This window comes from Sphingomonas glacialis (assembly GCF_014653575.1).
In the GTDB taxonomy this organism is placed as follows: domain Bacteria; phylum Pseudomonadota; class Alphaproteobacteria; order Sphingomonadales; family Sphingomonadaceae; genus Sphingomonas; species Sphingomonas glacialis.
Genome location: NZ_BNAQ01000004.1, coordinates 234,989 through 254,935, shown reverse-complemented (window position 1 = coordinate 254,935; position 19,947 = coordinate 234,989). Strand labels below are relative to the sequence as shown.

General features: G+C 66.9%; 23 protein-coding genes. 16 read left to right on the top strand and 7 right to left on the bottom strand.

Going from position 1 to position 19,947, the window contains the following annotated elements; genetic code table 11:
* Positions 1–75: 75 nt before the first annotated feature.
* On the bottom strand, positions 76–975 hold the full coding sequence (ku, locus tag IE187_RS14615; protein WP_189676849.1) for a non-homologous end joining protein Ku: 900 nt from the start codon (positions 973–975) through the stop codon (positions 76–78).
* Positions 976–1,082: 107 nt separating this feature from the next.
* Between ku and pdxH the strand changes: the two genes are divergently transcribed.
* Genes pdxH through IE187_RS14600 form a run of 3 tightly spaced genes read left to right on the top strand, consistent with a single transcriptional unit; the run spans position 1,083 to position 3,432 of the window.
* Complete coding sequence (pdxH, locus tag IE187_RS14610; RefSeq protein ID WP_189676846.1) at positions 1,083–1,661, top strand: pyridoxamine 5'-phosphate oxidase; 579 nt, start codon at positions 1,083–1,085, stop codon at positions 1,659–1,661.
* The gene (locus tag IE187_RS14605; RefSeq protein WP_189676845.1) at positions 1,658–2,602 is read left to right on the top strand and encodes a cation diffusion facilitator family transporter; all 945 of its coding nucleotides are present in this window, start codon (positions 1,658–1,660) and stop codon (positions 2,600–2,602) included. The genes pdxH and IE187_RS14605 overlap by 4 nt, the downstream gene beginning before the upstream one ends.
* On the top strand, positions 2,599–3,432 hold the full coding sequence (locus IE187_RS14600; RefSeq protein ID WP_189676844.1) for a PhzF family phenazine biosynthesis protein: 834 nt from the start codon (positions 2,599–2,601) through the stop codon (positions 3,430–3,432). Before IE187_RS14605 ends, IE187_RS14600 begins: the two co-directional genes overlap by 4 nt.
* A gap of 249 nt (positions 3,433–3,681) precedes the next feature.
* On the opposite strand, the gene IE187_RS14595 is transcribed toward IE187_RS14600, so the two are convergent.
* On the bottom strand, positions 3,682–4,032 hold the full coding sequence (locus IE187_RS14595) for an antibiotic biosynthesis monooxygenase family protein (RefSeq protein WP_229839425.1): 351 nt from the start codon (positions 4,030–4,032) through the stop codon (positions 3,682–3,684).
* Positions 4,032–4,361: an NIPSNAP family protein gene (locus IE187_RS14590; protein WP_189676842.1), complete on the bottom strand. Its 330-nt coding sequence runs from the start codon at positions 4,359–4,361 to the stop codon at positions 4,032–4,034. The genes IE187_RS14595 and IE187_RS14590 overlap by 1 nt, the downstream gene beginning before the upstream one ends.
* Positions 4,362–4,481: 120 nt before the next feature.
* Between IE187_RS14590 and IE187_RS14585 the strand changes: the two genes are divergently transcribed.
* Positions 4,482–5,204 (top strand): ArsR/SmtB family transcription factor, encoded by a 723-nt coding sequence (locus IE187_RS14585; RefSeq protein ID WP_189676841.1) that lies wholly within the window; start codon positions 4,482–4,484, stop codon positions 5,202–5,204.
* Between the two features lie 111 nt (positions 5,205–5,315).
* Here IE187_RS14585 and mnmA read toward each other — a convergent pair whose 3' ends face one another.
* Positions 5,316–6,422 carry a tRNA 2-thiouridine(34) synthase MnmA gene (gene mnmA, locus IE187_RS14580; protein ID WP_189676840.1) on the bottom strand — a complete coding sequence of 369 codons (1,107 nt, stop codon included), beginning with the start codon at positions 6,420–6,422 and terminating at the stop codon, positions 5,316–5,318.
* A gap of 124 nt (positions 6,423–6,546) precedes the next feature.
* Between mnmA and IE187_RS14575 the strand changes: the two genes are divergently transcribed.
* From IE187_RS14575 to IE187_RS14565, 3 genes are all read left to right on the top strand, one after another.
* A complete protein-coding gene (locus IE187_RS14575) occupies positions 6,547–6,783 on the top strand; it encodes a hypothetical protein (protein ID WP_189676839.1) in 237 nt (78 codons plus the stop codon).
* 100 nt (positions 6,784–6,883) lie between these two features.
* Entirely contained in the window at positions 6,884–7,183 is a 300-nt protein-coding gene (sciP, locus tag IE187_RS14570) for a CtrA inhibitor SciP (RefSeq protein WP_010185929.1), read from the top strand.
* Positions 7,184–7,284: 101 nt separating this feature from the next.
* Complete coding sequence (locus IE187_RS14565; protein WP_133191909.1) at positions 7,285–7,536, top strand: GlsB/YeaQ/YmgE family stress response membrane protein; 252 nt, start codon at positions 7,285–7,287, stop codon at positions 7,534–7,536.
* Between the two features lie 58 nt (positions 7,537–7,594).
* Here the strand turns inward: IE187_RS14565 and IE187_RS14560 are convergent, their stop codons facing one another.
* Complete coding sequence (locus IE187_RS14560; protein ID WP_189676838.1) at positions 7,595–8,323, bottom strand: SIMPL domain-containing protein; 729 nt, start codon at positions 8,321–8,323, stop codon at positions 7,595–7,597.
* A 375-nt stretch (positions 8,324–8,698) separates the two neighbouring features.
* Between IE187_RS14560 and IE187_RS14555 the strand changes: the two genes are divergently transcribed.
* The 3 genes from IE187_RS14555 (at position 8,699) to IE187_RS14545 (ending at position 14,507) form a co-directional block, all read left to right on the top strand.
* The gene (locus tag IE187_RS14555; protein ID WP_189676956.1) at positions 8,699–9,883 is read left to right on the top strand and encodes an efflux RND transporter periplasmic adaptor subunit; all 1,185 of its coding nucleotides are present in this window, start codon (positions 8,699–8,701) and stop codon (positions 9,881–9,883) included.
* A gap of 3 nt (positions 9,884–9,886) precedes the next feature.
* Entirely contained in the window at positions 9,887–13,045 is a 3,159-nt protein-coding gene (locus IE187_RS14550) for an efflux RND transporter permease subunit (RefSeq protein WP_133187307.1), read from the top strand.
* A 199-nt stretch (positions 13,046–13,244) separates the two neighbouring features.
* Positions 13,245–14,507 carry a DUF445 domain-containing protein gene (locus tag IE187_RS14545; RefSeq protein ID WP_189676837.1) on the top strand — a complete coding sequence of 421 codons (1,263 nt, stop codon included), beginning with the start codon at positions 13,245–13,247 and terminating at the stop codon, positions 14,505–14,507.
* An 18-nt stretch (positions 14,508–14,525) separates the two neighbouring features.
* Here IE187_RS14545 and IE187_RS14540 read toward each other — a convergent pair whose 3' ends face one another.
* Both IE187_RS14540 and IE187_RS14535 read right to left on the bottom strand, forming a co-directional pair.
* A complete protein-coding gene (locus IE187_RS14540; RefSeq protein ID WP_189676836.1) occupies positions 14,526–14,882 on the bottom strand; it encodes a hypothetical protein in 357 nt (118 codons plus the stop codon).
* A 35-nt stretch (positions 14,883–14,917) separates the two neighbouring features.
* A complete protein-coding gene (locus IE187_RS14535) occupies positions 14,918–15,589 on the bottom strand; it encodes an HAD family hydrolase (protein WP_189676835.1) in 672 nt (223 codons plus the stop codon).
* Between the two features lie 63 nt (positions 15,590–15,652).
* Between IE187_RS14535 and IE187_RS14530 the strand changes: the two genes are divergently transcribed.
* The 6 genes from IE187_RS14530 to IE187_RS14505 all read left to right on the top strand — a co-directional run bounded on the left by IE187_RS14530 (position 15,653) and on the right by IE187_RS14505 (position 19,896).
* A complete protein-coding gene (locus tag IE187_RS14530) occupies positions 15,653–16,750 on the top strand; it encodes an ABC transporter permease (protein WP_133187303.1) in 1,098 nt (365 codons plus the stop codon).
* Positions 16,747–17,583, top strand: coding sequence for an ABC transporter ATP-binding protein (locus tag IE187_RS14525; protein ID WP_189676834.1), 837 nt, complete (start codon positions 16,747–16,749; stop codon positions 17,581–17,583). Before IE187_RS14530 ends, IE187_RS14525 begins: the two co-directional genes overlap by 4 nt.
* Positions 17,583–18,554, top strand: a complete 972-nt coding sequence (locus tag IE187_RS14520; protein WP_189676833.1) for an MlaD family protein — start codon at positions 17,583–17,585, stop codon at positions 18,552–18,554. Before IE187_RS14525 ends, IE187_RS14520 begins: the two co-directional genes overlap by 1 nt.
* Positions 18,551–19,147, top strand: coding sequence for an ABC-type transport auxiliary lipoprotein family protein (locus IE187_RS14515; protein WP_189676832.1), 597 nt, complete (start codon positions 18,551–18,553; stop codon positions 19,145–19,147). The genes IE187_RS14520 and IE187_RS14515 overlap by 4 nt, the downstream gene beginning before the upstream one ends.
* 51 nt (positions 19,148–19,198) lie before the next feature.
* Positions 19,199–19,549, top strand: coding sequence for a DUF3147 family protein (locus IE187_RS14510; protein ID WP_189676831.1), 351 nt, complete (start codon positions 19,199–19,201; stop codon positions 19,547–19,549).
* Between the two features lie 95 nt (positions 19,550–19,644).
* Positions 19,645–19,896 (top strand): hypothetical protein, encoded by a 252-nt coding sequence (locus IE187_RS14505; protein ID WP_189676830.1) that lies wholly within the window; start codon positions 19,645–19,647, stop codon positions 19,894–19,896.
* Positions 19,897–19,947: the final 51 nt, after the last annotated feature.

Below are 19,947 nucleotides of genomic sequence, written 5' to 3'. Positions count from 1 at the left end.
ATCGAACGGTGCTCACGCTGAAAGCGCGCGCCCACCCCCGCCCCCTCCCGCCAGCGGGAGGGGGGAAGAAGAAGCTCAAGCACGCTTCTTCGCCGCCGCGCTCTTGGCCGGCGTGCTTTTCGCGGGCGCCTTCTTGGCCGGCGCCTTCTTCGCCGCCGCGGGCTTTTCCGCCGTCTTGGCCGGCGCCGCGCTTCCCATCGACTTGCGCAGCGCGGCCATCAGATCGACCACGTTCGACCCCTTTACCGGCTTGCCGTCGTCCTTATCCTCGATGATCTTGCCGCCCTTGGCCTTGCGCTTGCGCTCGACCAGATCCTTCAGCGCATCGACATAGCGATCGTGGAAATCCTGCGGGTGGAACGCGCCCGACTTCTTCTCGATCAACGCTTCGGCGAGATCCAACAGGTCGGCGTCGGGCGTCGTATCGGCAATGTCGCGGAAATAGCCCTGGGCCGTGTTGACCTCGTCGGCATAGCGCAGCGTCTCGAGCACCATCCCGCGCCCGCACGGCTTGAGGCTCACGACATATTCGCGCCCGCGCATCGCGAGCTGCCCGAGCCCGACCTTCTTGGTCCGCCGCAGCGCCTCGCGCAGCACGATGAACGCCTCTTCAGCGAGATCATCCGCCGGAACGACGAAATAGGGCTTCTCGTAATAGAGCACGTCGATCTCGCTCGCATCGACGAACTGCGTCAATTCGAGCGTCTTCTTCGATTCGAGCTTCACCGCATCGATCTCGTCCTGTTCGAGCAGGACATATTCGCCCTTCTCGAACTCGAAGCCCTTCATGATCTCGTCGACATCGACCGGGCCGACGCCGGTGACGACCTTTTCGTAATGGATCGGCTTGCCGGTCGGTTCGTGGATCTGCTTGAAGCTCACCGCCGCACCCGATTTGGTCGCCGAGTAGATCTCGACCGGGATCGAGACCAAGGCGAGCCGGATCTGCCCCTGCCAATATGCGCGTGCGGCCATGCGGTGAAATCCTTCGTTTCGAAGCCGATTCGATAGCGCAACAATCCTTCAACGCGGGAGTCGTTCCGTTTCTCGACAGCACGCCTGCGGAATCGTAAAGGCGTGCCATGGCCGATGACCCCTTCCAGCTGTTCGACACGTGGTACGCCGAGGCGCGCGTAAGCGAGATCAACGATTCCAACGCGATGGCGCTCGCCACCGCCGATGCAGACGGTCGCCCGTCGTCGCGGATGGTGCTGCTCAAGGGCCACGGCCCCGACGGCTTCGTGTTCTACACCAACCGCGGCAGCCGCAAGGCGGGCGAGCTCGACGCCAATGCCCATGTCGCGTTGCTGTTCCACTGGAAATCGCAGCGCCGCCAGATCCGCATCGAGGGCAGCGTGGCCCGCGCGACCGATGCCGAATCGGACGCCTATTTCGCCAGCCGCGGTCGCGATTCGCAGCTCGGCGCCTGGGCTTCGGACCAGTCGCGCCCGCTCGACGATCGCGCGACCTTCGAGGCGCGTTTCGCCGAGATGCAGGCGAAGTTCGACGGCCAGGACGTGCCGCGCCCGCCCTTCTGGGGCGGCTATCGCGTCACCCCCGCCGTGATCGAATTCTGGCAGGACCGCGCGCACCGGCTGCACGAGCGCCGCGTCTTCACCCGCACCGCGGACGGCTGGACCGAAGGATTGCTCTACCCGTGACCGAGGACCAGCGCCGCGCCATCCCGCATACCGTCCGTGCCGCGCTCGCGAGCGTGGCGATGGCGTGCGGGCTGATCGCGCTGAAAACCTATGCCGCCTGGTCGACGGGTTCGGTCGCGATGCTCGGCAGCCTCGCCGATTCGGGGCTCGACCTGCTCGCCAGCCTGGTCACGCTCTACGGGGTGCGCCTCGCCGCGCAGCCGGCCGATCACGACCACCGCTTCGGCCACGGCAAGGCCGAGGCGCTCGCCGCGCTGTTCCAGGTCATGCTGATCACCGCCTCGGCCGCGGGCATCGCGTGGCGCGCGGTGCTGGCGCTCGGCAGCAACGAGGCGACGCAGGGCGCGGAGTTCGGTATCGGCGTGTCGGTGATCGCGATCGTCGCGACGGTGGTGCTGCTCGCGTATCAGCGCAGCGTGATCCGCCGCACCGGCTCGGTCGCGATCGTCGCCGACAATGTCCACTACCAGTCCGACGTGCTGCTCAACGGTTCGGTGATCGTCGCGCTGGTGCTCGACCAATATCTCGGCTGGCATCAGGCCGATCCGATCTTCGGCATCATCATCGCGCTGTGGCTTGCGTTCGGGGCGTTCCGCGCCTCGTCGAGCGCGATCGACCAGTTGATGGACAAGGAATGGCCCGAGGACATGCGCCGCGACTTCATCGAGGTCGCCGCGCGCCAGCCGGGCATCAAGGGCATCCACGATTTCCGCACGCGCCATTCGGGCGCGCACGATTTCGCGCAGTTCCACATGGAGGTCGCGCGCGACATCACCGTGGCGGATGCGCATGTCGTGGTCGAAGGCGTCGAGCGCGCGTTGCGCAAGGCGTTCCCCAAGGTCGAACTGCTGATCCATCTCGACCCCGAGGGCCATGTCGACACCGACAATCCCTTGGTCGAAGCCGACGTCACCCCTCACTGGTTCGGGAAACGCGCATGAGACTGCCGATCGTTCAAATCGACGCCTTCGCGAGCGAAGCCTTCACGGGCAATCCAGCGGCGGTGATGCCGCTCGCCGCGTGGCTCGACGACGCGGTGCTGCAGGCGATCGCCGCCGAGAACAATCTCAGCGAAACCGCCTTCATCCTGCCCGATGCGAGCGGCGAGGCCGATTTCGAACTGCGCTGGTTCACGCCGACCAACGAGGTCGTGCTGTGCGGCCACGCCACGCTCGCCAGCGGCCATTTCGTGCTGTCGAGCGATCCCGAGCGCGACGCAGTGACCTTCCGTACGCGCAAGGCCGGCATCCTGACCGTGACGCGCGCCGGCGACAGTTACGAACTCGCGCTGCCCGCCTGGGCCCCGTCTCCCAAGCCGCTGCCGCATATCGTTGCAGCGCTCGGACTCGACTCGGCGGTCGAGACGCTGTGGCATCCGCATCGCTACGCGCTGATCGTGCTCGAGCATGCCGACCAGATCCGCGCGCTCGATCCCGATTTCCGGCGGCTCGGCCGTCCTTCGGGCGATGACCCGCAGGCGGGTGCGGATGCCGAGGTCGACGTGCTGACGATCGTCACCGCGCCCGGCGACGACACCGACGTGATCAGCCGCGTCTTCGCGCCGGGCGCGGGGATCGACGAGGATCCGGTGACGGGCTCGGCGCATGCGGTGATGACCCCCTATTGGACGGCCCGCCTCGGCCGCGACCGCTTCACCGCCTACCAGGCGAGCGCGCGGGGTGGGCATCTGACGTGTCGGCTCGAGGGCGAGCGGGTCGTGCTCGGGGGATCGTGCGTGACCGTGATGGAGGGGACGTTCTTCCTCGGTTGACGCGGCGATCCGTGCTCTAGCGGGGCATGATCACCGATCCTGCCGCGAGCGCGATGGTGACAGGGAGCCGCTTATGCCCCCGTTTGCCGAGCCGAGTGCCTGCCCTGATCCCGTTGTACGACATCGACTGTTCGCTCAAGCGCGAGCTTGGAGAACGCGCTGCGAGCGCGAAAGCCATGGCTTCAAGGGTGCCAGTCGCACACGCCGAACTCGCGGACCGCTACGCCGACCGCGCGTGAGCTCCCCGCGCTATCGTTCCGCCTTATGCACGCGCCGGCTGTCCGATGGTGCCTCGTCACGCTCGAACATGCCGTAATCGCGCGCCACTTCGGCAACACGCAGCCGATAGTCGGCGAACACCTCGGCTCGCCCGCGCGCTTGGGTGGCGCGGTGCGCCGCGGTGTTGCGCCATTGCGCGACGGCCTGCTCGTCCCGAAAGAACGAAAGCGACAGCATCTTTTCCGGATCGCCCAGACTCTGGAACCGCTCGACCGAGATGAAGCCGTCGATCGCCTTGAGCTCCCGTGCCAGCGCCGCAGCGAGATCGAGATAGTGCGCCTTGCGGCCTTCTGCTGGGAAGACCTCGAAAATGACCGCCATCATCCCATCACCAAAGGGGCATGGGGCGTGGAGGCCAGACGCAAGAAGATGCGGTCCTCGCGCGTGATGAACCGCTCGCGCTTGGCGAACGCGTAATTCTCCCGACCCAGCGGATCGTCTCGCAAGCGCGCACGATACGCCTCGTACGCCGCCAGATCGGCAACCGAATAGACACCGTAAGCGGTGGTGGCGGATCCTTCCGCCGGCGCGAAATACCCGATCAGATCGGCACCGCAGCGGGGGATGGCTTCGCCCCAGGTCCGAGCGTAATGGTCGAAGGCGTCGACGCGGTACGGGTCGATTTCATAGCGTATGAAGCATGTCAGCATCGGTGTGTCTCCTGTCGGGCACCGCGATCTAGCCGCCCGGACGGCCTCGACGCTTCGAGCCCGATCGAAGCGTTCCTGTCGGGAACATGGTACCCCGGCCTATCTCGAGAGGAGTGCCGCATGCTCACGACCAACGCCTTTGCGGGCATCGGCGCGCTCGTCGGCGATCCGGCGCGCGCCAGCATGCTGGTCGCCCTGATGGATGGGCGGGCGCTCACCGCGACCGAGCTCGCCACTGTCGCAGGCGTGACCCCACAGACGGCGAGCAGTCATCTCGCCAAGCTGGTCGCGGGGGAGCTGCTCGCGGTCGAGCGCCAGGGCCGCCACCGGTATCACCGCGTTGCGACGCCTGCGATCGCAGAGATGATCGAATCGATGATGGCCGTCGCCGCGACCGGGACGATCGCGCGACGCCGCCCGCTCTGCACCGGCCCGCGGGATGCGATGCTGCGGCGGGCGAGGACCTGCTACGATCATCTGGCCGGGCGGGTGGCGGTCGGGATCGCCGATCGGATGATCACGCGCGGCGAGATCAGGCTGGGCGCCGATGGCGGCGAAGTCACCGAGCGCGGCGCGGAGCTGTTGCAAAGCCTCGGCATCGAAATCCCCCGGGCCGATGGCCGGCGTGGCGGTCGAGCCTTTTGCCGGCCGTGCCTCGACTGGAGCGAGCGTCGGCCGCACATTGCCGGGGCGGTCGGTAAAGCCTTGCTCGCACATTCGATCGACACGCTATGGCTCCGCCCGATCGCCGGATCGCGCGCAGTGATCGTGACTCCGCTCGGTCGGGATGCGTTGACCCGCCTGTTCGGGCTGGCACCCGACATTTGGGACGATCCGATCTGACCGTCGCGGCGGCGTTTGGGAACGCTGTTACAGCCTTGAAAGCGAACCGGAGCCGGACGCGGCGCAACGACTCGAACCGCCGCCCTGCTACTCCCGCACCCGTAGGCGCGCTTACGCCGCGACCAGCGCGCTCTCGGTTTCCTCGATCCAGCCGCCGCCCAGCACCCGGTCGCCGGCATAGAGCACCGTCGCCTGCCCCGGCGCGACGCCATATTCGGGCAGGTCGAAGGCCACGCGATCGCCATCGAAATGCGCCGCGACCGGCTTGGCGAGCGAGCGCACCTTGGCGGTCATCGGCCCGCGATAGTCGCCCGCAAGCCAGTTGACCCCGCTCAGCCGCGCCGCGCCCACCCCGAGCGCCGCCTTCGGTCCCACCACGACGCGCTTAGCTGCGGCATCGAGCCGGATGACGTAGAGCGGCTCAGGCGTCCCGCCGATTTCGAGCCCGCGGCGCTGGCCGACGGTGAAGTGGATCAGCCCGCGATGCTTGCCGAGCACGCGGCCGGTCTCATCGACGATCTCGCCGCTGGTGTCGGCATCGGGGCGCAATTTCTTGACGAGCGAAGCGTAATCGCCGTCGGGGACGAAGCAGATGTCCTGGCTGTCGGGCTTGCCCGCGACGCCGAGGCCAAGCTCGGCCGCCAGTTCGCGCACGCGCGGCTTGGGCATCGCCCCCAATGGGAAGCGCAGGTAATCGAGCTGCGCCTGCGTCGTGGCGAACAGGAAATAGCTCTGGTCGCGCGCCGGATCCGCGGCGCGGTGGAGCTCGGCACCCCCCGCCCCTTCGACTCGGCGAACGTAATGCCCGGTCGCGAGGCAATCCGCGCCGAGATCGCGCGCGGCGGCGAGCAGGTCGGTGAATTTCGGCCCCATGTTGCACTGGATGCACGGAATCGGCGTGCGTCCGGCGAGATAATCGTCGGCGAAGCGGTCGATCACCTGGTCGCGGAAGCGCGATTCGTGGTCGAAGACATAATGCGCGATGCCGAGTCGGTCGCACACGCTCCGCGCATCGCGGATGTCGCGCCCGGCGCAGCACGAACCCGCGCGCCCGACGGCTTCGCCGTGATCGTAGAGCTGGAGCGTGATGCCGATCGTCTCGGCCCCGGTCCGCGCCGCGAGCGCTGCCACGACCGAACTGTCGACCCCGCCCGACATCGCGACGACGATACGCTTGCCCGCCAGATCGGCGCCCAGCTGAAATTCACCAGTATCCATGCCCCGCCAGATAGGCGTTCGCCCGCCGCGATGCAAAAGTATCGAAAAGATCTTCGGCAGCTTTACCTGCCCTTTAGGACCTTGCCCGTACAGCATCCCTTCGAACCGCAATCGGATGTGCCGCGTGGACCTGAACTTTACCCGATTTGAAGCCGACGCCACCGTCGTGGCGCTCCCGCCCGACCTGGCCGTGCTGATGGTCGGGGTCGCGGCGCGCCAGGCGGCAAGCCCGACGGCGATGATGCAGGCGCAACTTCCGCCCGTGCACAGCATGCCCGATTGGTTTGCCCCCGCGCACGGCTGCTTCAACCTGGCCGTTGCACGGCTGATCGCAACCCCCCTCTGCGGGGCACGAGAATGAAGATGTTGTTTACCGAGCCGCTTTAGCCGGCGTTCAAGTCCGCCGGCTACAAGCCGTTACTGAGATGACGGGGTCCCCCGCCCCACACGAGGTTTCAACGATGATCGAAAACCAGAAGATCCGCCCAGCCAAGGTGATCGGACCGCTCGGAGAGCCACTGACGCTCGAATCGCTCCCGCCGCCGGAGACGACGCGCTGGGTCGTGCGCCGCAAGGCCGAGGTGGTCGCAGCCGTGAATGGCGGCCTGCTCACCGTCGACGAAGTGTGCGAACGCTATGGCCTAACGGTCGAGGAATTCGCCGGCTGGCAGCGCGCGATCGATCGCTCGGGCATGCCCGGTTTGCGCGTTACGCGGATCCAGCATTACAAGTCGCTGTACGAGCGCCAGCAAAAATATTGAGGTGATCGCATCCGGCTCGAACCGGGCCCGGAACAAAATTCGCGGGTCGTGAGTCTTACCCCCGTATCCCGGATGCACCCGGGCAAATGGAGGGTAAGATGATCGGTCTCATTGTTTGGCTTGTAGTCGGTGGCGTCTGTGGTTGGCTTGCCAGCATGGTGATGCGGACCGATGGTCAGCAGGGCGTCATCCTGAATATCGTTGTCGGCATCATTGGTTCGGTCATTGCATCGTTCCTGTTCGGCGCCGGGATCAACCAGGTCGTTACCATCACGACCTTCCTGTATTCGTTGATCGGCGCGATCATCCTGCTCGCGATCGTCAATCTGATCCGTCGCGGTACTGTCCGCTAAACCTAGCGACAGACTGCGAGAAAGGGCCGTCGGGAGCAATCCCGGCGGCCCTTTTGGTTTATTTCAGCAGGAAGCGCACCGCGAGCGTGACCGATACGGCGGTCTCGCCGGCGCTGATCGCGGTCGAATCCGCGGCCTTGGCGCGCGCCATGAATACCATCGGCTGCGGCGAACCGCCATCGTTGGCGCCGCCTTCGGTGATCGACACGATCCGCACGACGCTCATCCCCGCCGCCTTGGCGTAGAGCTGCGCGCGTGCCGTCGCGATCTTGACCGCCGAGATGCGCGCTTCGTCGAGCGCGGCGTCGGGCTGGTCGAGCGACAGGCTCGGGCCGTCGATCTGGTTGGCGCCCTGGGCGACCAGCGTGTCGAGGATCGTGCCCGACTTCGCGACATCGCGGAAACGGATCGCGACGCTGTTCGACGCTTGATACCCCGTCACGACGGGTGCCTGCCCGTCGGCATAGCGATATTGCGGGCTGAGCGAGACGTTGGCGGTGCGGATGTCGCGCGGCGCCACGCCCGCCTGCTTCAGCGCTGCGAGCACGCGTGCCATGCGGCTGGCATTCTCGGCGAGCGCTGCGGCGGCGGTCTGCCCCTGCGTCATCACGCCCGCGCGGATCGTCGCGATATCGGGCACGCGCGTCGTGCGACCCTCGGCCGAAATGTCGAGCAGCGTGCCGTCGGCGAGCACGCTCGGCACGGTCGCGGTCTGCGCCGACGCGGTACCGGCAGTCCCGGCGGCGACGAGCAGGGCAGGCGCAAGAAGAAGGAAGGTCGAACGCATATCATACTCCCGGTGTTCGGGGCCGGTCGGCCCGTTCCCCAAGCCTTGCCAGCTTTTGCGGCAACGAGCGATGAACGACCCAAGCCATTTTGCGGAGCGCGCCATTCCGTCACGGCATGCGGCACATCGCACCGCCCCACATTCGTATCATGACAATGCCGCGCTGCGAAACGAAGTTGCCACGATGACCGGTGATCCTGTTGCGAAACGGTTGCGAACCCGGGCGAATCGCGCCATTGCGCATGCGAACAGAGCGGCCCTCTTGAGGTCGGTGATATATTTCGATAATACAGTGACGAAGAGGCGTGCCGGCAAGGGTCGGTGGTCCGGGCCGAAGCCCACGGGGCGGGCCAAAAGGTCGGGGATGTGACGCAGATGCAGTATGAGACGCGGACGATCGGTACCGAAGACGTTATCGCGCTGCCCGGCGAGGGTGCGCCGCGCGGGCGGCGTTGGGGTCTGATCGCGGGCATCGTCGTCGCCGTGGTTGCGATCGCGATCTTCGCCTATTCGTTCTTCGGCCACAAAGCGCCGCCGGCGAAGACGACCGAACAGCTTCCGCTCGTCTCGGTCGTCGTGCCCGGTCGTTCGAGCGTCGCGCGGACGATCACTGCGACGGGCTCGCTCGCGGCGCGGCGGGAAATGCCGATCGGCGTTTCGGGCGAAGGCGGCATCGTCACGCGCGTGCTGGTCGAACCCGGCCAGTGGGTCGAAAAGGGGCAGGTGCTCGCGCAGGTCGATCGCTCGGTCCAGACGCAGACCGCTGCCTCGCTGTCCGCGCAGATCAAGGTGTCGCAGGCCGATGCGACGCTCGCGCAGTCCGAACTCGACCGCGCCAAGCAACTCGTCTCGCGCGGGTTCATCTCGCGTGCCGACATCGAAACCAAGACCGCGACGCGCGACGCCGCGTTTGCGCGAGTCAAGGTTGCGCAAGCGCAGCTCGCGCAGCAGCAAGCGAGCAACGGCCGGCTTGACGTCCGCGCGCCCGCGCGCGGCCTCGTGCTGACACGCAGCGTCGAGGCGGGCCAGGTCGTCAGCGCCGGCTCGGGCGTGCTGTTCCGCATGGCCGAGGGCGGCCAGCTCGAACTGCGCGCGCAAGTCAGCGAGAACGATCTGCGCGGGCTTCACGTCGGATCGCAGGCGCGCGTCACCCCGGTCGGCGGGAGCACGGTGTTCGCCGGCCAAGTGTGGCAGGTCTCCCCGGTGATCGATCCGACGACTCGCCAGGGCGTCGCGCGCATCGCGCTCAGCTATGATCCGGCGCTGCGTCCGGGCGGCTTCGCCTCGGCGGCGATCGTCGCGGGCACGACCAATGTTCCCGAACTTCCCAACGCCGCGATCCAGAGCGACGACAAGGGAAATTACGTGTATATCGTCGGCGCGGACGACAAGCTCGTCCGGCGCTCGATCAAGGTCGGTGAAGTGTCCGACAGCGGCGTGGCGATCAGCGACGGCTTGAACGGCACCGAGAAGGTGGTGCAGTCGGCCGGTGCGTTCCTCAACGCCGGGCAGAAGGTAAAACCGACGCTGGTGACGGCGGACGCAGCGAATAAGAGGTAGTCGATGAACTTCCGGAATATCTCGGCCTGGTCGATCCGCAACCCGGTCCCGTCGATCGTCTTGTTCTTCATGCTGACGATCGCCGGGATCGTCAGCTTCATGCGGCTCGACGTCAACAACCAGCCCGATATCGATTTTCCGGTCGTCATCGTCGAAATTTCGCAGCCGGGCGCCGCGCCGACCGAGCTCGAAACGCAAGTCACGCAACGCGTCGAAGCCGCCGTCCGCTCGCTCCAGGGAATCGACGAGATCGATTCGACCGTGACCGAGGGCAGCTCGCAGACGATCGTCCAGCTCAACATCGGCACGCCGATCGACCGTGCGGTCGAGGACGTGCGCTCGGCCATTTCGCAGATCCGCAGCAACCTGCCCGACGGGATCCTCGAGCCGCAGATCATGCGCGCCAATACGACGGGCCAGGATCTCGCGAGCTACGCCGCGATCACCACCGACATGACGGTCGAGCAGCTCAGCTGGTACATCGACAACGACGTCGCCAAGGAATTGCTGTCGGTCCCCGGCCTCGCCACGGTCAGCCGCAACGGCGGCGTCGATCGCGAGATCCGCGTGATCCTCGATCCGCTCAAGCTGTCGGCGCAAGGCCTGACCGCGAGCGCGGTCAACCAGCAGCTGCGCCAGGTCAACCTCAACGCCGCGGGCGGCCGCGCACAGCTTGCCGGTTCGGAGCAATCGGTTCGCGTGCTCGGCAACGCGCAGACCGCCTATGCGCTGGGGCAGGTCCAGATCGCCACCGGCACCGGCCGCACGATCAAGGTCGCCGATCTCGGCCGCGTCGAGGATCTCTATGCCGAGCAGCGCTCGGCGTCCGAGCTTAACGGCCGCCAGGTGCTGAGCTTCGATTTCCAGCGCGCCAAGGGCTATTCCGACGTCACCGTCTTCCACGAGGCCGAGAAGAAGCTCGCCGCGCTCGAGGCGCGCAACCCCAAGGTGCATTTCAAGCGCATCTCGGACAGCGTGAAATACACCAAGGCGCAATATGACGCCGCGATGGAGGCGATGGTCGAGGGCGCGTTCCTCGCGGTCGTGATCGTCTTCATCTTCCTGCGCGACTGGCGCTCGACGATCATCTCGGCGCTCGCGATCCCGCTGTCGGCGATCCCGACCTTCTGGGTGATGGAGCTGCTTGGCTTCACGCTCAACAACATGACGCTAATGGCGTTGAGCCTCGTCGCGGGCGTGCTGGTCGACGATGCGATCGTCGAGATCGAGAATATCGTGCGGCACATGCGGATGGGCAAATCCGCCTATCAAGCGTCGATCGACGCCGCCGACGAGATCGGGCTCGCCGTGCTCGCGACGACGATGGCGATCGTCGCGGTGTTCCTGCCCGTCGGGCTGATGCCGGGCATCTCGGGCCAGTTCTTCATGAACTTCGGCCTGACGGTGGTCGCCTCGGTGCTGATGAGCCTGGCCGTCGCGCGCCTCATCACCCCGATGCTCGCGGCCTATTTCCTCAAGGCGCACGGCCAGGCGTCGCACGGCGAAGGCTGGCTGATGGATCGCTACATGGCGATCCTGAAATGGACGCTGCTCCATCGCTGGTCGGCGGTGGTCGGCGGGGCGACGGCGTTTGCCGCGACGATCCTGCTGTTCATGAGCATCCCCTCGACCTTCCAGCCGCTGCGCGATTCGGATTCGAGCGTGGCGCAGATCGACATGGTGCCGGGCACGACGCTTGCCGAAACGCAGGCCGTCGTGCGCCGCGTCGCCGACTTCCTGCAGAAGCAGCCGAGCGTCGAATCGGTCTATTCGCGCGCCTTTGTCGGCAACGGTCGTGTCACCGCGATCTTCAAGCCCAAGGCCGAGCGCACGATGAAGAGCTATGAGTTCGAGCGCGCGCTCGCGCCCGAGCTCCAGACGATTCCCGATGCGCGCGTCTCGTTCCGCTCGTCGAGCGGCTGGGGCGGCGGTGGCCGTGCGCTGACCGTCACGCTCGGCGGCGACGATCCCAAATTGCTCGCCGAGACCGGCGCGAAGATCGTCGAGGCGATGTCGACGCTGCCCGATCTCGTCGCGCCGCGCATCTCGGGCGATCTCAAGCGCCCAGAACTCGTCATCACGCCGCGCATGGACCTGGCGGCGACGATGGGCGTGACGACGGCGGCGTTGTCGAACGCGATCCGGCTCGCGACGCTTGGCGATATCGACCAGAACAGCGCAAAATTCTCGCTGTCGGACCGCCAGATCCCGATCCGCGTCGCGCTCGACCAGGATTCGCGCCAGCGCCTGTCGACGATCCAGAACCTGCCGGTCGCGACCGCGAGCGGCGGTTCGGTCCCGCTCAACGTCGTCGCCGATATCGGCTTCGGCGCGGGGCCGACCAAGATCGAACGCGTCGCGCAGCAGCGCCAGCTGACGGTCGGTGCCGATCTTTCGCCCGGCGTCGTCAGCGGCACCGCGCAAAAGGAGATCCACGCGCTGCCGATCATGAAGAACCTGCCGCTCGGCGTGAAGGAACTCACGCTTGGCGAATCGAAATGGCAGGTCGAGCTGATCCAGAACTTCATCATCGCGCTGGTCGCGGGCGTCTTCCTGCTCTTTGCGGTGCTCGTGCTGCTCTACCGCCGTTTGCTGCCGCCGTTCGTCAACGTGATCTCGCTTGCGGTCGCGCCGCTCGGCGGGTTGATCGGGCTGGCGGTGACGGGCACGCCGATCTCGATGCCGGTCTATATCGGCCTGATCATGCTGCTCGGCATCGTCGCCAAGAACTCGATCCTGCTGATCGACTTCGCGCTCGAGGAGATGAACAAGGGCGTCGACAAGGTCACCGCGATCATCGATGCCGGGCACAAGCGCGCGCAGCCGATCGTGATGACGACGGTCGCGATGGTCGCGGGCATGATGCCGACCGCGCTCGCGCTGACCGGCGACGGATCGTCGCGCGTGCCGATGGGGATCACCGTGATCGGCGGTCTGACAATGTCGACCGTGCTGACGCTGCTCATCACGCCGGCGCTGTTCAGCCTCGCGGTCGGGGTCGAGGCGCGCGTCGGGCCGTATCTGCGGCGCAACCTGCTGACCTATCGCCCCGGCGACGATCTCGGCCCGCTGATCGAGAACCGCCCGCCGACCGGCCCCACCCTCCCCGGCGCCCCGCCGCGGATCGTCTATTCGGGCGAGGGTCCGCATCCAGCGGAGTGATGGGCACAACGTTCCCCTCCCCTTCAGGGGAGGGGTTAGGGGTGGGGAAGTGCGAGGCGGCCGATCATCCGCCCTCCGCTGATTCCGCCGGCCCAGTCGCGGCACGGCCCCACCCCAACCCCTCCGCTGAGGGGGAGGGGCTAAATGCCCACCAACCTTTCTCCTTGAACTATCGCGCCGCTCGGGGATTGGTCGCGGCATGAGACGTACCCGCCCCCCTCGCGCTTCCGAAGCCCCGCCCGCCGGCCTCGTCCGGATGCGCTGGATCGCCGGAGGGTTGCTGGTCGTGATGGCCATCACCTTCCTCGTCACGCGTGCCTATGCGCCGACCTATCCCGCGCTCGGCTTCGTGCGCGCGTTTGCCGAGGCGGCGATGGTCGGCGGGCTTGCCGACTGGTTCGCGGTGACCGCGCTGTTCCGCCATCCGCTCGGCCTGCCGATCCCGCACACCGCGATCATCCCGCGCAACAAGGATCGTATCGGCACGACGCTCGCCGCCTTCCTGCGCGACAATTTCCTCATCCCGGGCGTCGTCGCGCGGCGGATGCGGCGTGTCGATGTCGCGGGTGCGGCGGGGCGCTGGCTCGCCAATCCGCCCGGCGGCGACGGTCGCATCCGGCGCGGCGCGGCGGGACTCGCGACGCACATGCTCGAAGCGTTCGACCAGCAACGGCTCGGCGGGATGGTCAAGGCCGGGATCGGCGCGCGGCTACGCGCGCTCGATGTCTCGCCCCTGCTCGGCCAGGCGCTGACCGCGGCGATGGCGGAGGACCGGCATTTGCCGCTGCTCGACGGGATCGTGAAGTGGGGCGCACGCCTGCTCGCCGCGAACGAACAAGTGATCCGCCAGATGGTGTCGGATCGCGCGGGCACGGTGATGCGCTGGACCGGGCTCGACGAGACGCTCGCCACCAAGATCATCGACGGGCTCAACGGGCTGCTGACGGGCATTGCGGAGGATCCCGACCACCCCTTGCGCGCCAAGGCCGAGGAAGCGCTCGCGACGCTCGCGCACGATCTCGTCCACGATCCCGAGATGCGCGCGCGCGTCGCCGCGGTGAAGGGCGAGATCATCGACAATCCTGCAATGCAGCGCTGGCTCGACGGGCTGTGGGAACAAGCGCGCGGCGGGATGCTGCGGATCGCGCGCAATCCCGACAAGCTGCTCGCCGGCCCGGTCGGCGACGCTTTGCGCCAATTGGGCGGCACGTTGCAGACCGATCCCAAGCTGCGCCGCACGATCAACCGCTTCGTGCGCCGCACCGTCGTCGGCATGGCGGCGGATTATGGCGACGCGATCGTCCGGCTGGTGTCCGAAACGATCCAGGGCTGGGATGCCGGCACGATCACGCGGCGGCTCGAAAACGCCGTCGGCCGCGACCTGCAATATATTCGCGTCAACGGCACGCTCGTCGGCGGGCTGGTCGGGTTGGTGATCCACGCGGTCGACGTGACGCTGTGAGCGCGCGCCGCGCGGCGCTCACTGATAGCGCAGCCGGTTTTCGAAGCCGCTATTCGCCTTGGTCATCTTGATCAGCTTGCGGAGATAGGAGCGGACCTCGCGTTCGAAGCGGCGGTCGTCATGCGCGCCGGCGTGGCGATACTCGTCCTGATCGAGCAGCGCCTTGAGCCGATCGGCGAACTTCGCCTGATCGTCGGTCGCGCCGTGCACCATCGCGGCGCGACAGACGAACTCCTCGGCGGCGGCCTTGTCGAAATCGCCCTCGGCGGAACGCCCCTGCCGATCGGCAGAGGCTTGCTCGCTGCGCGCAGCGGCAAAGCGGCTTTCGAGCCACTTGCGGACGATCTCGCCGTCCCACGCGCTTGGCTCGGTCATCGACTTTCCCTGTGCTGCGCCATCGGTCGCGGGCTTCACTTCGGCCAATCCTCGACTCGCCAGCCGCGCGACCACGCCATCGCGCGCAATTGCGTGTGCGGATTGACCGCGATCGCGACGTCGGCCCATTCGAGCGACGGCTCGTCGGAGACATGGTCCGAATAGAAGCGCACCACGGCATCGCCGCGCGCAATCCCCTGCCCCGCCATCCACGCCTCGAGCATCGCGAGCTTGGCGCGGCCATAGCAATTCTCGCCCGCGATCTGCGCGCGAATCATGCCGTGCTCGCGCACCACCCCCGTCGCGATCACCGCCTCGAAACCGAGCCGCTCGGCGATCGCCGCGGCATAGAAACCATAGGACGCGGTCGCCATCACGATGCGGTTCCCCGCCGCGCGGTCCTCGGCGATCTGCGTGATCGCGCCCGAATAGATGCCCGACTCGACGATGCGATCGGCAAACCGCGCCGCGGCGCGCGCGACCGTCGCCTCGGGGATCGCCCGCCCGAGCAGCAGCGCGTGCGTGATTTCCTTCAATCGGGCGCGCGACAGCAGCCCGAACACATACCCAAGCGTCGCCCCCGCCGCGACCGGCAGCAAGGCCAGCCGCCACGGTGCTTCGACCGCGGCGGTCCGCACGAGGAACGATGTCCAGGTCGGCGCGTAGGTAATCGTCTTGTCCATATCGTAGACGGCAAAGTGATGCATTTACGCGCCATACGCCGCAGGAGCCTTGCCGATCCAGCCCGATTGCAGCAGAGAAGGCGTCAGATGACCGAAATGGCCGCCTTCTCCAACGATACCGACGTCGTTCGCTTCACCGGTAGCCTTTCCTTGGCGAATATCGGTGACTTGCCCGAGCGCCTGCGCGCTTTCGACGGCACGGTGTCGAGCGTCGATCTCAGTGAAATCGAGCGAATCGATACCGTTGGGGCGTGGCTCGTCCACCGTTTTGCCGCCGAACACGATGCCGAGATCACCGGCCTCGATGCCGATGGCGAACATTTGCTCGCGCAAGTCGCCGCGGCCGATCAGCCCGTCGCGATGCGCCCCGCCACTGCGGGCTCGTTCACGCGGATGGTGGGCGAGATCGGCGATGCCGTCGTGACGACCGGGCACACGCTGTACGGGCTGCTCGGGTTCCTGGGCGCGACGCTGATCGCCTTCTGGCACGTCGTGACGCATCCCAAGCGCTTCCGCTTCAACGCTGTCGTCCAGCGCTTCGAAGTCGTCGGCGTCAACGCGCTCGCGATTGTCGGGCTGATGAGCTTCCTGATCGGGATCGTCATTGCGCAGCAGGGCGCGGTGCAGCTGCAGCAGTTCGGCGCCGAATTCCTCACGATCAACCTGGTCGGGCGAATCACGCTGCGCGAGCTCGGCGTGCTGATGACCGCGATCATGGTCGCCGGCCGTTCGGGCTCGGCGTTCGCCGCGCAGATCGGCACGATGAAGCTGACCGAGGAAGTCGATGCGATGCGCACGATCGGCGTCTCGCCAATGGAGGCGCTGGTGCTGCCGCGCGTGCTCGCGACCGTCATCATGATGCCGCTGCTCGGCATGTACGCCTCGATCGTGACGATCATCGGCGGCGGGCTGCTGTGCTGGATCACGCTCGGCATTCCGCCGGTGACCTTCATCCAGCGGTTGCGCGAAGTCGTGCCGATCACCGACCTCTATGTCGGGCTGGTCAAGGCGCCGGTGTTCGGGCTGATCATCGCGGTCGCGGGCTGCTTCCAGGGGATGCTGGTCGAGAGCGACGCCGAACAGGTCGGCACGCGGACCACCGCCGCCGTCGTCCAGGCGATCTTCCTCGTGATCGTGATCGATGCGTTCTTCGCGGTCTTCTTCACTTCGATCGGCTGGATATGACGCAGACCGAACGCGACGACAAAAAGCAGGGCGACGACGTCATCGTCGTGCGCGGCCTCAAGAACGGCTTTGGCGAGCAGATCGTCCATGACGGGCTCGATCTGAGCGTCCGGCGCGGCGAGATCTTCGGCGTGGTCGGCGGGTCGGGCACCGGCAAATCGGTGCTGATGCGTTCGATCATCGGGCTGCAGACCCCGATGGCGGGCGAAATCGAGGTGTTTGGCGAATCGACGATCGAGCGCGAGGAAACCGAGCTCACCAACCTGACCAAGCGCTGGGGCGTGCTGTTCCAGGGCGGTGCGCTGTTCTCGACGCTGACCGTTGCCGAGAACGTCCAGGTGCCGCTGCGCGAATTCTATCCCGGGCTCGATCCGGCGCTGCTCGATGAAATCGCCGCCTATAAGGTCGTGATGACGGGCCTGCCCGCCGATGCCGGTCCCAAATTCCCTGCCGAACTGTCGGGCGGGATGCGCAAGCGCGCCGGGCTCGCCCGCGCGCTGGCGATGGACCCCGAACTGCTGTTCCTCGACGAGCCGACCGCGGGGCTCGATCCGATCGGCGCGGCGGCGTTCGACGAGTTGATCGCTTCGCTGCAGAAGACGCTCGGGCTGACGGTGTTCCTGATCACGCACGATCTCGACACGCTGTACGCGATTTGCGACCGCGTCGCGGTGCTTGCCGACAAGAAGGTGATCGCGGTCGGGACGATCGACGAATTGCTCGCACTGGACCATCCGTGGATCCAGGAATATTTCAAGGGACCGCGTGGTCGCGCCGCGACCGCGACGATCCAGCATAACAAAGACGTGGCGAAAGCTGAGGGCACAAGCTGATGGAAACCCGCTCGAACCATGTGCTGGTCGGCAGCGTCGTGCTGATCCTGCTCGCCGTCATGCTGCTGTTCCTCGTCTGGATCGCGCGCTGGGGCACCGCGACCGACAAGGAATATGACATCTTCTTCAAGCAGTCGGTCGACGGCCTGGCGAAAGGGTCGGCGGTCGCCTTCTCGGGCGTGCCGTCGGGGCAGGTCAAGGAGATCACGCTGTGGAAGCCCGATCCCCAGCTCGTCCGCGTGCGCATCAGCGTCAATCCCGACGTGCCGATCCTCGTCGGCACCACCGCCACGCTGCAGGGCAGCTTCACCGGCACGAGCACGGTGCAGCTCGACGGCGCGATCAAGGGTGCGCCGGCGATCGCCTGCCCGGTCGAGAACCCGCTGAGCGATTGCCCCAACGGGGTGCCCACGATTCCGACCAAGCCCGGTGGCCTCGGCGCGTTGCTGAGCTCGGCGCCGCAGCTGCTCGAGCGGATCTCGACGCTGACCGAGCGGCTGTCGGACATGCTGTCGGACAAGAACCAGCAGTCGATCGCGGGTATCCTCGCCAATACCAACAAGCTGACCGCGGCGCTCGCCGATCGCGGGCCCGAAATCGCCGCGACGCTCGCCGAGACGCGCACCGCGATCCAGAAGGCCGGTGCCGCCGCCGATCAGTTCGCAGTGCTGGCACAGACCACCAACGGGATGCTCAAGGAGGATATCCATCCGATCATGGGCAACCTCAACAAGACGATCGCATCGGCGCAGCACAGCATGGAAACGCTCGACGCCGCGATCGGCGATGCACGGCCGGGGCTGCAGGCGTTCTCGAAGCAGACGATCCCCGAGGTCGGCCAGCTCGTCCACGATCTGCGCCAGATGTCGCAGGCGCTGACCTCGGTTGCCGAAAAGCTCGACCGCGGCGGCGCGACCTCGCTGATCGGCCAGCCGAAATTGCCTGATTACAAGCCCGGAAAGGGACAGTGACCATGATCCGCTCCAAGACGCTGCTGGCGCTCCTCGTCGCCGTCCCGCTCGCGGGCTGCATCAGCTTCGGCGCGAAGCCCCCGCCCTCGCTGCTGTCGCTGACCTCGGCAGTGAGCGTTCCCGCCGGGCAGACGCAATCCTCGGCGACCTCGCCGACGATCACGATCCTCGTCCCCGGCGCGGCGCAGGCAATTGCCGGCACGCGCGTGCCCGTCCAGGCGAGCGAGACGTCGATCGCCTATGTCACCAACGCGCAGTGGGTCGAACCGCCAAACCGGATGTTCGTGCGGCTGCTGATCGACACCGTTCCGGCGCGGACCGGGCGGATCGTGCTCAGCAGCGCACAGTCCTTTTCGGACCCCGGCGCAGTCCTCTCGGGCGAATTGCGCAATTTCGGCGTCGATGCCGCGACCAACCAGGCCGTCGTGACCTTTGACGGGTCGCTGATCCGCACGAGCGGCAAGGTCGTCGAGAAGCGCCGCTTCGAAGCGCGCGTGCCGGTGACGGCGATCGCTGCGGCCCCCGTTGGCCAGGCGCTCAACACCGCGGCCAATCAAGTCGCCGCCGAGATCGCCGACTGGGTGGGCAAGTAACGCGTGCGGCGATCGCTGGCGTAAACCCGTCGAGCGTCGCATAACGCCGCAATGCTGTTCCTCACCCTGAAGGCGCTGATCTCGGGAATCCTGATCGCGCTCGCCTCGACGCTCGCCAAACGCTACCCGGGTTTCGGGGCGCTGATCGCGTCGCTGCCGCTCGTCTCGGTGCTCGGGATGCTGTGGCTGTGGGGGGAGAAGCCCGATGCCAGCAACATGGCGGCGCACGTCCAGGCGACGTTCTGGTTCATCCTGCCGTCGCTGCCGATGTTCCTCGTCATCCCCGCATTGCTGCGCGCCGGGATCGGCTTCTGGCCCGCGCTCGGGCTTGGCTGCGCGCTGACGATCGCGTTGTACTTCGCGATGCTGGCGCTCGCGCCGCGGCTCGGGATCGCGCTTTAACCTGTACCTAGCCAAACGGACGCATTCAGCAACCATAGCTACGGTGGCGCGTACTGTCCTGGTCTCGCCCGATCATCGGGCCGAAAGGACATTCCATGAAAATCACCCACCTCATCGCCGCCGGGCTCATGATCGCCGGCATCGGCGTGTCGACGACCGCTGCGTCGGCGCAGGGCCATCGCGACGACCGCCGCTACGAACAGCGCGGCGACCGCGGCTTCGGCCATCATGGCGACCGTGGCGACCGCAACTGGCGCGGTGACCGTGGCCGCCACAACGGCTGGAACACCCATCGTCGTTGCCGCACCGAATGGCGCCATCATCGCCGTATGACGGTCTGCCGCTAAGCTCGGGTCGGGGGTGCCGCGTCTGCGGCGCCCCCGGCTCGTTCCGTCGTT